This window comes from Rothia sp. HC945, from assembly GCF_051370785.1.
GTDB lineage: Bacteria > Actinomycetota > Actinomycetes > Actinomycetales > Micrococcaceae > Rothia.
Window position 1 is genome coordinate 296,152 of the sequence record NZ_JBFCSN010000001.1, and the last position, 13,450, is coordinate 309,601.

Sequence of the window (13,450 nt, forward strand, 5' to 3'; positions counted from 1 at the left end):
GTCTCACGCGGAGGCCGCGCCCCTAGGGACGATCGCGCGCCCCACTACTGGCTGTTCAGCTCCGACGCGAGCTGCGCGACGTGGCCCTCGGCGTTCACGTTGTACTCGGCGCGCGCAACCGTGCCGGCGGCGTCGATCACGAAAGTCGACCTCAACGGGCCTTCCGACGTCTCGCCGTTGATTGTCCGCTCGCCCCACGCGCCCCATTGCTTTGCGGCCGCGTGATCGGGATCCGAGAGGAGGGTGAAGGCCAAATCGTATTCCTCAACGAAACGAGCCAGTTCCTCAGGGCTGTCGCCGGAGACCCCGTAAACCTGGGCGGGCAAGGAGGAGAGGTTGTCTCGGAAATCGCAGGCTTCGGTCGTGCAACCAGGGGTGAAGGCCTTGGGAAAGAAGTACACGACAGAATCCTGGTCGTGCATGCCACCGATGGTGACGGTGCTGCCGTCGTGTGCCGTCAGATTGACGGCGGGTGCGACATCGCCTGTGCTGAGTTCGTTGGACATTTAGACTCCTTCGATTGGTCCGTACATTCCGAGGACGACGCCGCCGCCCCCTAGCGTTTCAGGGTGCGGGCTCAGGCCGTTCCTCGGTCGAGCAACCGTCCCGTGGGCGTCTCGAAGTCCACGGGCTTGCCACCGACGTAGGTCTTGCGAACCTTACCGGAGAGGACCTTGCCCTGATAAGGGGTGATGGGGTTCTTGTGGTTGAGCCGGGAGGCATCGACCACGAAGCTCTCGTCCGCGGCGAAGATCGCGAAGTCGGCGTCGTACCCGAGGGACAAACGACCCTTCGAGCGCAGACCCACGCGTTCGGCCGGGCGTCGTGACATCCATTCGAGGACCCGTCCCAAAGGTATGCCGCGGCGTCGGGCTTCGGTCCATATCAGGGACAGGCCGAGTTGCAGGGAGGAGACGCCGCCCCAGGCCACACCGAAGTCCCCGTTGCCCACGTCCTTGAGCTCGATCGTCGAGGGGGAGTGGTCCGAGACGATGAAGTCGATGGTCCCATCCAACAGCCCCTCCCACAGCTTCTCCCGGTTGTCGACTTCGCGCACGGGCGGGCAGCACTTGAACGCCGTCGCGCCGTCGGGAATCTCCTCGGACAACAGCGTCAGGTAATGAGGGCAGGTCTCGACCGTGATGTCGAGGCCGTCGCGCTTGGCCGTGGCGATCATCGGCAAGGCATCGGAGGAGGAGACGTGGAGGATGTGCGATCGGGCGCCCGTCCACCGGGTCCTTTCGATCACCTCGGCGATCGCGATGTTCTCGGCGCCGCGAGGTCGGGATTTCAGGAACCTGTCGTAGATGTCACCGTTCGGGCTGGGAGCCTTGTCAATGGTGCGGGAATCTTCCGCATGGACGATCATCAGCGAATCGAAGGTCTTGACCTCGGCCATGTCCGCTTCCATCTCGTCCGCCTCGAGGTGCGGGAATTCATCCACCCCGGAATGCAGCAGGAAACATTTGAACCCGAAGACGCCGTCGTCGTGAAGGGGGCGCAGATCCTTCTGATTTCCGGGAATCGCGCCACCCCAGAAACCCACGTCGACGAACGCGTTCTTGCGCGCGAACAACCGTTTGTACTCCAGGGCCGGGGCGTTCACCGTGGCGGGAACCGAATTCAGCGGCATGTCCACGATGGTCGTCACGCCGCCTGCGGCCGCCGCCCGCGTGGCGCTGGCGAAACCTTCCCACTCTGTCCGACCTGGTTCGTTGACGTGCACGTGCGTGTCCACCAAGCCCGGGATCAGGGTTTCGTCATCGGCAAGATCCACGACCTGGGAGGCTTCGAGATTCGCGCCCAGCGGTTCGATCGCCACGATCTTCCCGTTCCGGACGGCCACTTCGCGCGGGGAGAAGTCGTCGCCGCAGGACACTTGGCGGCCACGGACCACGAGGTCGAAACCCGTGGAACGGTCCGAAGACCCGGCGTCCCCCGCGGCAACCCCGGTGTTTCGCGCGGAACCCTCCGCAGAAGCGTCCGCGGAGTCGTCCCCAGAGCCGTACCGCGTGACGTAGGTGCTGATGAGTTCGCGGATGCGCTCCGGGTCGTTGGCGCGTTCGGCCAGACGAAGCTGCTCGGCACGCGCGGATTCCATCTCGGACTGACGGTCTTCGACGGCGGACCTCTGGGAATTGTCCCGTGCGGTCTCGTGCGGGGAGTCCTCGGGTTCCGGCGCTGACGCAGAGTCCTTGACCTTCGAACGCACCGTTCTCATCGCCTTCTTCGCGTTGTCCTCGGGCGTGACCGCCCAGTCGCGTGAGGTCTGCGTCGCCGAATCCTCGGCCGAGGTCTGTCCTGAAGCCTTCGCGCCCGATGCACCCGTGCCACGGCGGCCGGAAGAGTTGCGATCCGTGGGACCGGAATTCTTGGAACCGTTCTTGGCGTTCATGATGGTCTCCTTCCGTGACTGGGAATGATACCCGTCACAGTGACGTGGTCGAATGATCGGGCTCGGGAGAGTCGTCCGAAGCCCACGGCATGTCGGTCGCGTGCTCCCGTGCCACGGAGCGGCCGACCTCCCGAAGCAGGCGAGGAGCCTCTCGCATCGAATCGTGTGGCTCGTCGACCAGCGCAGAGAGCACGTACACGGCCCGGAACCCCGTGTCTCGCAGGAGCGGCCAGGGGAGCGTGGTCCTGCCGCAGACGACAACGACCGGCACGTCGGCCGCATCGCCGACCGAGAGCACCCCGAGAGGCGTCTTGCCGCCCAGGCTCTGCTCATCGAGGCTGCCCTCGCCCGTGACCACCAGGTCTGCGGTCTCGACGGCTTCCCGCAACGACACCAGATCGAGGACGACGTCGATACCGGGCCGGCGGATCGCCCCGAGGACCGCCAGAGCGGCGTAGCCCGTGCCGCCCGCAGCACCCGCACCCGCGGCATCCGCGGCGCGTCGGGCAGATTTGCCGAGCGCGGAGGAGAGCCGGTCCCGCAGGCGGAGGAGCCCCGATTCGAGCCGGGCGACGTCGCGCTCGGTGGCTCCCTTCTGGGGAGCGAACACGGTCGCCGCGCCACGGGGGCCGGTGAGCGGGTTGTCGACGTCGGCCGCAAGCACGAACTCGGCCTCGGCGATCCCGGGGTGAATACCGGTGACGTCCACCCTGTCCAGCTTGGACAGGGACCCACCACCATCGGGAAGGTCGTGGCCCGCGGAATCCAACAGTCGAGCTCCCAAGGCCGCCATCAGTCCGGCGCCACCGTCGGTAGTTGCGCTTCCGCCCACGGCGAAAACGATGCGTGTGCATCCGGCGTCCAGCGCGGCGCGGACTAGTTCCCCCGTGCCACGGCTGGTGGCATCCAATGGGGCCCGTACGGGCTCGCCCTCGGCATCCTGCGGAAGGGCCGCAAGCCCCGAAGCAAGGGACATCTCGATCACGGCCTCGGTTCCGTGCCGGGCCCATGCGGCGTCCACAGCCCGCCCGACCGGGCCGGTCACGGTCATCTCGTGACGCTCGTACCCGGCCTCGACCGCGGCGTCGAGGGTGCCCTCGCCGCCGTCGGCCACGGGCAGGAGAATCACGTCGGCGTCGGGGAGGGCTTGTCGCATGCCCTCGCCCATGTGCTCGGCCGCTTCGCGCGCCGTCACGGACCCCTTGAACTTGTCCGGTGCGACCACAATGCGCACTGCTTCCTCCCAAGACTCGGTGCGGTGGGACGTCGGGGTGCTCGGAGGCGAGCCCGCCCCGACGTCCCGTGATTGATGATGATCCGGGGTCAGTCCATGACCGATATCGCGGTCGGCGCGTCGTCGCCGGACTCGGCCAGGGCCTCGAACTCCGTCACATTGTCCAATTCGGTGCCCATCGAGATGTTCGTGATCCGCTCCAGAACCGCCTCGACCACCACGGGCACCTGGTGCTCCTGCGACAGAGCCTTCGCCGAGGCCAGCGTCTCGTTGAGTTTCTCCGGATCCGTGACGCGCATGGCCTTGCAGCCGAGCCCTTCCACGACCTTCAGGTGATCGACGCCGTATCCCTGCGTCTCCGGGGAATTGATGTTGTCGAACGCCAGAGAGACGTCCTGCTCCATCTTGAACCCCCGCTGCGACTGACGGATCAGCCCCAGATACGAGTTGTTGACGACCACGTGCACGTACGGAAGGTTGAACTGCGCCCCGACAGCCAATTCCTCGATCATGAACTGGAAGTCGTAGTCCCCGGACAGGGCGACGACGGTGCGGCCAGGCTGACCGCGGACGACGCCGAGGGCCGCGGGACACGTCCACCCCAAGGGGCCGGCCTGCCCAGCGTTGATCCACCGGCGAGGGCCGTACACGTGCATGAACTGGGCTCCGGCGATCTGTGAGAGACCGATAGTGGAAACGTAGGTCACGTCTTCGCCGAAGACCGAATTCATCTCCTCGTACACCCTCTGGGGTTTGATCGGGGTTTCGGTGAAGTGCGTCTTGCGCTGCATGAGGCCCTTGCGGTGCGCGCACTCCTTGGCCCAGATGCCGTAGTCCGGAACCGAGAAGCCTTCCTTGCGTTCGTGCGCGACCTCGAGAAGCATGTCGAGGGCCGCGCCCGCATCGGAGGCGATGCCCAAGTCGGGGGAGAAGACCCGGCCGATCTGGGTCGGGTCGACGTCGATGTGCACGAACGTCCGGCCTTCCCGGTACTTGTCGATCGACCCGGTGTGGCGGTTGGCCCACCGGTTGCCGATCCCCAGGACGAAATCGGATTCGAGGAACGTCTCGTTGGCGTACCGGTGCGAGGTCTGGATGCCGACCATGCCCGCCATGAGCGGATGATCGTCCGGAAGCGTGCCCCATCCCATCAGCGTGGGGACCACGGGGACACTCAGCAGCTCCGCCAGTTCGACCAGCTGGTCCGACGCGTCCGCATTGATGACTCCGCCGCCGGCCACGATCAGGGGGCGCTCGGCTGAGAACAGCATGTCCAGGACCTTTTCGGCCTGGGCGCGGCTCGCCGAGGGCCGCGGAACCACCATCGGCTCGTACAGATCGATGTCGAACTCGATCTCCGCCTGCTGGACGTCGAGTGGCAGGTCCAAGAGAACCGGTCCGGGACGTCCGGAACGCATGAGGTAGAAGGCCTTCTGGAAGGCGCCGGGAATTTGGCCGGGCTCCAGGACCGTCATGGCCATCTTGGTGACCGGCTCGGCGATCGACGAGATGTCGACGGCCTGGAAGTCCTCCTTGTGGAGTTTCGCCACCGGAGCCTGACCCGTGATGCAGAGGATCGGGATGGAGTCGGCGGAGGCCGAATACATGCCCGTGATCATGTCGGTGCCGGCGGGCCCGGACGTACCGATGCAGACGCCGATGTTGCCCGGAGCCGCCCTGGTGTAGCCCTCGGCCATGTGCGAGGCGCCTTCGACGTGACGGGCCAGCGTGTGGCGGATGCCGCCATGGGCTCTCATGGCCGAATAGAGCGGGTTGATAGCGGCACCGGGCAATCCGAAGGCCTCGGTTGCCCCTTCCTTCTCGAGGATCGCCACGATGGCCTCGACTGTGCGCATCTTGCTCATGATGTTCTCCTTGTCTTCGGGTCCGCTCCGTGGCTGCGCGCGGGCTCGACGTCCCTACTTCTGGTCGGTTCCGGAGAGGTCCTGGGCCAGCTTGAACAGCCCGGAGTGATCCAGGCCGCCGTCGCCACGGGCCACGAGGGCCGAGACCAACTGGGCCACCAGGCCGCCCAACGGAATAGTCACGCCGGCCTCCCTGGCCGCGGCGGTGACGATCCCCATGTCCTTGTTGTGCAGCGCGAGCCGGAAACCGGGATCGAAATTGCGGTCGAGCATCTTCTGGCCCTTCTGGTCCAGAACCTTGGACCCGGCCAGTCCGCCACCGAGGACCTTGAGTGCTGCGTCAGTGTCGACTCCATAGGCCTCGAGGAACACGACCGCCTCGGCCAGAAGCTCGATGTTTCCCGCAACGATGAGTTGGTTGGCCGCCTTGACGGTCTGGCCCGAGCCGGAGGGGCCGACGTGCACGATCGTCGAGCCGACGACGTCCAACACGTCCTTGGCGGCCTCGAAGTCTGCGTTCTCGCCGCCGACCATGATGGACAGGACGCCGTCGATCGCGCCTTGTTCGCCGCCGGATACCGGGGCATCCAAGGGGCGCAACCCGGCCTTGCGGGCCGCCTCGGCCAGTTCGCCGGCAATATCGGGTCGAATCGTGGAGGCGTCGATCCAGAGCGCGCCGTTTTCGGCGTTCGCGAAGACACCGTCGTCGCCCTCGACCACGGCCTGGACGTCGGGGGAGTCCGGGACCATGGTGATGATGGCCTCGGCGCCCTTCACGGCGTCGGCCACGGAATCGGCCGCGGTTCCGCCGGCCTCGGCGAGCGTCTGCGCCTTCTCCGGCGAGCGGTTGTAGCCGACGACGTCGTGGCCCGCCGCGACGAGGTCCTTTGCCATGGGCAGTCCCATGATTCCCAATCCGATGACTGCGATCCTGGTCATGTCCTTCTCCTTATGAGTTCTTACTGTTTTTTCTCGGTAGTGCTTGGGTCGTTCAGGCCCGGCGTTCGCGGGGAAGCCACGCGAACGGGTCTTCCTGCGAGGCCTTGTACTCGAGACCGATCACGCCCTGGTACCCCAGTTCCTCGGAACGATTGATCCATTGCTCGAGGGGAAGGTCGCCGGTTCCCGGCTCGTTGCGGCCCGGGTGGTCCGCAATCTGGATGTGGCCGAAATCGGCGGCGTGCTCTTCGACCACGCGAGCGACGTCGTCGCCGTTGGCCGCCAAATGATAGAAGTCGGCGAGCAGTTTGACGTTGTCCCGGTCGACTTTGGCGATGACGGACAGGGCGTCCGCCGCGGTCTTCAGCGGGTAGGCTTCGGTACCCGAAACCGGCTCGACCAGGACGACGCCGTCAACGGCGGCGACGGCGTCTGCCGCCCGACGCAGGTTCTCGACGGCCAAGCGGTCCTGGGCCGCGGGGTTCTCTCCGTCCACGCGGTTGCCGTAGAGCGCATTGAAGGCCTTGCAACCGGTCGCGCGGGCGATCTTGAGGACGGGGTCGATGTTGGCGCGGAATTCCTCCGAGCGGGACTCCTGGGACAGGACCCCGCGTTCCCCGCCGGGCATATCGCCTGCGTAGAAGTTCAACCCGGTCAGCTGCACGCCTGCGTCATCGAGGGCGCTCACGAAGGCCTCAATTTCGACGTCGGATGGGGTCGGCGTCTGAAAGGGCCACCAGAACTCTGCTCGAGTGAACCCGGCGTCCGCCACGGCCTGTGGGCGCTCATCGACGGGGCGGTCTGTCAGCAAGATCGAGGCGTTGACGGTGTAGCTCACGGTGTTCCTCCTGTGTGCGGTTGCGTGTCCCGACCTCTATAAATTTCGGGATGCGGAAGCCAACTTCTGTTCTATGAAAACACTAGGTGAGGTTGTGATGTGCGTCAACCATGAAATTCGGCGCTCCCTGCCCGGTGGATCGTGGTTCGTGGTGGCGGGTGGGCTGGCGCTGGGACCGGCGCGGGCCGCGTGCGCCATGGCGGCGGTCGAGGCACGGGCCGGGGCACGTCTGCGGCGGCGACGTGGCAGTATCGTGCGGAATTTCGGCCCGAAACGCACAAACCCGCCACCTCGCGGTCAAAGCTGCACGGGATTGCCACCTGGAGGGGGCGAGTGGCGATGTCGGGGGCGTGCGGGGTCCCAATGGGTGGCGTTTGTCCGATTGGGAGGCATTTCCCCAAGTTAGGAGGTGGTTGAAACCCCTCCAGCGAGGGGTAACCGGCTCTGAATCGGGTAACCGGCACACAACGCGCGGGCCCCAGAGCCTGCGCGGCCCCAGAGCCTGCGCGGCCCGGTAGCCTGCGTGGTTGCCTGGTCCGAGGGTTACGGCTCGCGTGCTCGCCAAGAGAGTGGTGTCTTGGCCCGTACGATGCGGAGCCAAAACGTCCATCATGTCTCGCGCGGCGTGCTAGGCACCGCTGACTAGGGCAAACCGGACCAAGTCCGGTGGCAATCGAGAAAAGGCTCAGATGTCGATCAACTGCGGACCTGACTCCGAACCAGCCGCACTTCGGGGACGGTTCAAGCCGAAAAGTGAACCGAGCCAGCCGTGACCACGTTCAAGCCCCGACACAGCAGCCGCACGCACGCCCGACTCCCGAACCGGCCGCAATCACGTCCGACGCCGGCCCCGAGCCGGCCGCACGCGCGCTCAGCCCCGGCCCCCGACCCCTTGACTCAGCCGCGGGCGTGGCCCCCGAGGGCCAGGGGTGCGTGCCGGTTGACGTCCTTGTAGAGCAGGTAGCGGAAAGGTTTGGGCCCACCGGCGTAGCAGGCCTGAGGGCAGAACGCCCTCAGCCACATGAAGTCGCCTTCCTGGACCTCGACCCAGTCCTCATTGAGTCGATAGACGGCCTGGCCTTCAAGGACATAGAGGCCGTGCTCCATCACGTGGGTTTCCGCGAAGGGGATGATGCCGCCGGGTTGGAAGGTCACCACGGTCACGTGCATGTCGTGCCGGAGGTCCTCGGGGTCGACGAAGCGTGTCGTCGCCCATCGGCCCTCCGTCTCCGGCATGGGCGTGGGCTCGATGTCCCGGTCGCTCGTGACGAAGGACGCGGGGCGATCAAGCCCTGGTACCTCCTGGTACCTTTTCCTGATCCACATGAACCGTGCGGGTGACTGCTCGTGGTTGTGCGCAGACCAGTCGGCACCAGGGGCCAGAAATGCGTATCCTCCGTCCGTCAGCCGATGGGTCTGTCCGTCGAGGGTCAGATCGAGCGCGCCCTCGAGCAGGAACAGGACGGCTTCGGCGTCCGGATCCTCTTCCGGCCTGTCCGAGCCCCCGCCTGGGGAAACCTCGACCATGTACTGGGAGAAGGTCTCTGCGAACCCGGTCAGCGGGCGCGCGAGCACCCAGAGTCGGGTGTGTTCCCAAAAGGGCAGGACGGAGGCCACGATATCCCGCTGGGTCCCGCGGGGGATGACGGCATAGGCCTCGCGGAAGAGCGCACGATCGGTGAGCAGATCGGTCTGCGGGGGATGGCCGCCGTGGGTGGCCCAATAGGTGTGATCGCTCATGGTGTTTCTCCTGTCGTCGGTGGTGCTGCGGGCCCCGGCATCGCCACGGAGCGGACGGTTTGTCGATCCAGTCCGGCGCCGGCCAGGTCGTCCTCGGTCACGGCCCCGCAAAGGAGCCCGCGGTGCAAGTACACGGCCAGGGCGCGGGCCGTGGCCGGCTCGTCCGCCACATCCGCAGCCTCGATGCCCGGAACGGAACGACCCGAGTAGGCCAAGAGTCGACGGGCCGCATCGGGGAATGCACGTCGGTAGAAGTCATAGGTCGCGAGGTAACGGGTCGCGAGCTGATGAGCATGCAGGTCCCAGCCCTGATAGATGCCTCGACGCAGGGAACGGCGCACCAGTCGCGCGTGCAGCGCCCAGGTTCTCGACCGCTGGTCCGCGTCCCCGACGGGAAGCTGATTGGTAGAACCGTCCGACAGGTGCACCCCCGTCCCGGCGACCGCGACCTGCATGACGCTCTTCGCGTGGTCGGCGGCCGGGTGCTCCAGGGACTGGAATTCCCCGGAGATTCCGAGCGACGCCGAGTAGTCGTACGTGCCGTAGTGCAGAGAGGATACTCGGCCTTCGGCGGCCCGGAGCATCCCCGGAATCGGACAGGTTCCGTCCAGACCCAGGATCATGGGGGCCGTTTCCATCTGAATCTCGAATTCGAGCCGCCCGAGGGGCAGACCGAGGGCGTTCTCGAGAGCGCGGCAGGCCTCGACCATGACCCGTACCTGATCCGTATCGGAGACCTTGGGCAGGGTCAGGACCATCCCGGGAGGAAGACCGTCCGCGCTGACACCTGCCTCTGCGAGGCCGCCCTTGCGCACCAACGTGGTGAGGAACAGATCCAGCGACCGGAGACCCCGGCGGCGCGTCGACGCCTCGAAGCTCTTGAACCGGATGCCCGCGCAGGCCGGGGCCGGGGAAAGCCCGTGGTGCCTGTTGAGGGCAAAGGCGGCCACCGTGTGTGCCGCTTCGACAGCGGCGTCGTCCTCCTCCGCATCAGAGCGGAGCCCGAAGCCGTCTTCCAGGTCCAGGCGCAGATCCTCGATGGGCTCCGTACGCAGTTTCTCGGCCACACGGTCGACGACGTCGTCGGAACCCTCTCGATCGATCTCGGCGAGTTCGGCCAGGACGCCCAGGCCACCCGCGGCCTCGGCGGCGTCGAGGGCCGCCCGGCCCCACTCTGCCGGCGTCCGTTCGGTAACCAGGTCGGCGGGGACGTAGCACGTGTGCACGGGTTGTCGTCTGCCGTTGTCTCCCGGAAAGAACCGTTCGAGGTCGGCGTCCGTCCCCGCCAGCAACCGATCGGCTCGGGCGGCGAATTCTCCGGGCAGACTTCCTCTGCAGGTGTCCTTCTCGGTTCCCACCGCCGCGTCCTGCACGGCAACGGGCCGGCTCACGCCGATCCCTCCATCAATTCGTATGCGGGCAGAGTCAGGAAGTCGGGGTAGTCCTCGCGCAGAACCATGTCAGCGATCAGCCGGCCCGCCGGAACGAACCACTTCTCGAAGTTCTCGGCGTCGATCTCTCCCCGGAGCACCTCGAGCTGTCGGTCGAGCGCGTCCGAGACGAGTTCCCGCGTCGCGGTGTTCCCGGTGTCCGAGTAGACCACCGAATTCTTGATCTGCTGCCAGACCTGTGACCGTGAGATCTCCGCGGTGGCCGCGTCCTCCATCAAATTGTGGATCGCGACGGCGCCGTTCCCGGACAGCCAGACGGCGATGTACTTGATCGCGACGTACAGGTTGTCGTTCAACTCCGCCTCCGTACGGGTGTTCCCGGCGGAGGGGACATCGAGCAGTTGGTCCGCGGTAACCTCGACATCCGGCCGCTGACGGTCGACCTGATTGGGACGATCGCCCAGGACGTCATCGAAGACCTCCCTGCACACCGGAACCAGGTCCGGGTGGGCGACCCACGAACCGTCGAAACCGTCACCCGCTTCCCGGGTCTTGTCACTGCGCACCTTGTCGAAGGCCGCGCGATTGACCTCTTCATCCTTGCGCGAAGGAATGAAGGCCGCCATACCGCCCATCGCAAAGGCGTTGCGCTTGTGGCAGGTCTGCACGAGCAGATCCGTGTAGGCCCTCATCAAAGGCGAGGTCATGGTCACCGAGGAGCGATCGGCGAGGATGAACTTCTCGCCGGCGTCCCGGAAGTACTTGATGATCGAGAACAGGTAGTCCCACCGGCCGGCATTCAATCCTGATGCGTGGTCGCGCAATTCGTAGAGGATCTCGTCCATTTGGAATGCTGCCGGAATGGTCTCGATGAGCACCGTGGCCCGGATGGTCCCATGGTCGATCCCCAAATATTTCTCGGCGAAGGTGAAGACGTCGTCCCAGAGGCGAGCCTCGAGGTAGGACTCCATCTTGGGCAGGTAGTAATAGGGGCCCTCGCCGTTGTCGAGCAATTGTTGAGCGGTGTGGAAGAAGTGCAGCCCGAAATCGGTCAGGGCGCCGATTCCGGTTCTGCCGTCGACCGTAATGTTGTTTTCGGGAAGGTGCCAACCGCGAGGCCGGACGACGACGACCGCCCGCGGCCCGTCCTCGCGCAGCGCGTATTCCTTGCCCTTGGCCGAGGTGTACCGGAGGGACCCTCGGGCGGCAGCGCGCAGGTTGGCGACGGACTCGACCTGGTTGTACCAGCTCGGGCTGGCGGCGTCCTCGAGGTCCGCGAGCCAGACCTTGGCGCCCGAATTCAGGGCGTTAATGGCCATGTTCGGTGGGGACGCCGGGCCTGTCATCTCGACCCTGCGGTCACGGAGCGCCTCCGGGGCAGGTGCCACCGTCCAATCGCTCTCCCGCACGCTCCTGGTCTCCGGGAGGAAGTCGAGCGTTCCCTGCTCCACCGCCTTCCGTCTCTGGACCTCCCTCTGGTCCAGAAGCTCGTTGCGGCGGTCGGCGAACTCCTGGTGCAAGGCTTCGACGAAGGCGAGGGCCTCGTCGGTGAGGATCTCGTCCGCAACGGGAAGGTTGTCCGGTGTGCTGTGGGAGATGGTCATGATGACCTCCTGATCTGTGGTTGGTTGCGCTTGGTCTTCAGCGCCGTGACTGGGAGCGGGCGGTCGTCTCGACGGCGTCGGCGACGGCCTGGGAGACCGCGGGATCGAAGACGCTGGGAACGATGAAGTTCGGATTCCGTTCCTCGTCGTCCACGCAGTCGGCGATGGCCTGCGCGGCGGCGACCAACATGTCCTCGGTAATGTCGGTCGCCCCGGCGTCGAGCAGGCCGCGGAAGAGGCCTGGGAAGGCCAGGACGTTGTTGATCTGATTCGGGTAGTCGCTGCGCCCGGTCGCCACGACGGCGGCGTGCTTGGCGGCCTCGACGGGATCAACCTCGGGGTCCGGGTTGGCCATGGCAAAGACGACGGCGTCGTCGGCCATCGTCGCGATGTCCTCGCCGGAGAGCAGGTTGGGCGCTGACACGCCGATGAAGACGTCCGCTCCTTCGACGGCATCTCGGAGCGATCCGCTGAAATTGTTCTTGTTGGTGTTTTCGGCGAGCCATTGACGGTGCGGGTCCGTGTAGGTCTCGCCAGCGTGGATGGCTCCGTGGCGAGAGCACGCGATCACGTTGGCCACACCGTTGGCCAGGAGCAGCTGCACGATCGCATTGCCGGCGGCACCGACGCCTGAGACGACGACCTTGACGTCCCCGACGTTCTTCCCGACCTCGCGCAACGCGTTGTAGAGCGCGGCGAGCGTGACGATCGCCGTGCCGTGCTGGTCGTCGTGGAACACCGGGATATCGAGTTCCTCCCGCAAACGGGCCTCGATCTCGAAGCAGCGCGGCGCAGCGATGTCCTCGAGGTTCACGCCGCCGTAGACCGGGGCGAGTGCCTTGACGGTCCGGATGATTTCCTCCGTGTCCGTGGTGTCGAGGCAGACGGGCCAGGCGTCGACTTCGGCAAAGGCTTTGAAAAGTGCCGCCTTGCCTTCCATAACGGGCAGCGCGGCGGCAGGCCCGATGTCGCCGAGGCCCAGAACAGCGGTTCCGTCCGTGACCACAGCGACCGTGTTCCGCTTGATCGTGAGACGCCGAGCGTCGTCCGGATTCTCGTGGATGGCGGTGCAGACGCGAGCGACGCCGGGGGTATAGGCGCGGGACAAATCATCACGGTTTCGCAGGGAGACTCGGGGCGTGACCTCGATCTTGCCGCCGAGGTGGATCAGGAAGGTTCGGTCGGAGATGTGGTGGACGGCGACGCCGTCGAGAGCATTGATCGCGTCCAGGACTTCATCGCGGTGTTCTGCGTTGGACACGTTGCAACTGATGTCAACGATCACACTTTCGGCGTGGGACTCCACGACGTCGAGGGCGGTCACCTGGGCGCCGGCGCCCGATGCCGCGGTGGTGATCTCACTCGTTGACGTGAACGATGCGGGCGCCTCGATGCGCAGAACCATGGAATATCCGGGGCTGGGATTGGGCATGGGCGTATGTTT

9 protein-coding genes and 1 pseudogene are annotated in these 13,450 nt (G+C 66.0%); all 10 read right to left on the reverse strand.

Features of this window, described 5'->3' with window-relative positions; genetic code table 11:
- Nucleotides 1–44 precede the first annotated feature (44 nt).
- Complete coding sequence (locus AB0Y14_RS01260; RefSeq protein WP_436587492.1) at nt 45–506, reverse strand: peroxiredoxin; 462 nt, start codon at nt 504–506, stop codon at nt 45–47.
- Between the two features lie 71 nt (nt 507–577).
- On the reverse strand, nt 578–1,897 hold the full coding sequence (gene allB, locus AB0Y14_RS01265; protein WP_436588788.1) for an allantoinase AllB: 1,320 nt from the start codon (nt 1,895–1,897) through the stop codon (nt 578–580).
- A gap of 532 nt (nt 1,898–2,429) precedes the next feature.
- Nucleotides 2,430–3,629 carry a glycerate kinase gene (locus tag AB0Y14_RS01270; RefSeq protein ID WP_436587493.1) on the reverse strand — a complete coding sequence of 400 codons (1,200 nt, stop codon included), beginning with the start codon at nt 3,627–3,629 and terminating at the stop codon, nt 2,430–2,432.
- A gap of 89 nt (nt 3,630–3,718) precedes the next feature.
- Complete coding sequence (gcl, locus tag AB0Y14_RS01275) at nt 3,719–5,494, reverse strand: glyoxylate carboligase (protein WP_436587494.1); 1,776 nt, start codon at nt 5,492–5,494, stop codon at nt 3,719–3,721.
- Between the two features lie 54 nt (nt 5,495–5,548).
- Nucleotides 5,549–6,454, reverse strand: a pseudogene (locus tag AB0Y14_RS01280) (2-hydroxy-3-oxopropionate reductase); the annotation flags it as partial.
- Between the two features lie 31 nt (nt 6,455–6,485).
- Nucleotides 6,486–7,271, reverse strand: a complete 786-nt coding sequence (locus AB0Y14_RS01285) for a hydroxypyruvate isomerase family protein (protein WP_436587495.1) — start codon at nt 7,269–7,271, stop codon at nt 6,486–6,488.
- A gap of 897 nt (nt 7,272–8,168) precedes the next feature.
- Nucleotides 8,169–9,011 (reverse strand): bifunctional allantoicase/(S)-ureidoglycine aminohydrolase, encoded by an 843-nt coding sequence (locus AB0Y14_RS01290; RefSeq protein WP_436587496.1) that lies wholly within the window; start codon nt 9,009–9,011, stop codon nt 8,169–8,171.
- Nucleotides 9,008–10,402, reverse strand: coding sequence for a DUF6986 family protein (locus AB0Y14_RS01295; RefSeq protein WP_436587497.1), 1,395 nt, complete (start codon nt 10,400–10,402; stop codon nt 9,008–9,010). The genes AB0Y14_RS01290 and AB0Y14_RS01295 overlap by 4 nt, the downstream gene beginning before the upstream one ends.
- Nucleotides 10,399–12,006 carry a malate synthase A gene (gene aceB / locus AB0Y14_RS01300; protein ID WP_436587498.1) on the reverse strand — a complete coding sequence of 536 codons (1,608 nt, stop codon included), beginning with the start codon at nt 12,004–12,006 and terminating at the stop codon, nt 10,399–10,401. The genes AB0Y14_RS01295 and aceB overlap by 4 nt, the downstream gene beginning before the upstream one ends.
- Before the next feature lie 37 nt (nt 12,007–12,043).
- Nucleotides 12,044–13,438, reverse strand: a complete 1,395-nt coding sequence (locus AB0Y14_RS01305; RefSeq protein WP_436587499.1) for an NAD-dependent malic enzyme — start codon at nt 13,436–13,438, stop codon at nt 12,044–12,046.
- Nucleotides 13,439–13,450: the final 12 nt, after the last annotated feature.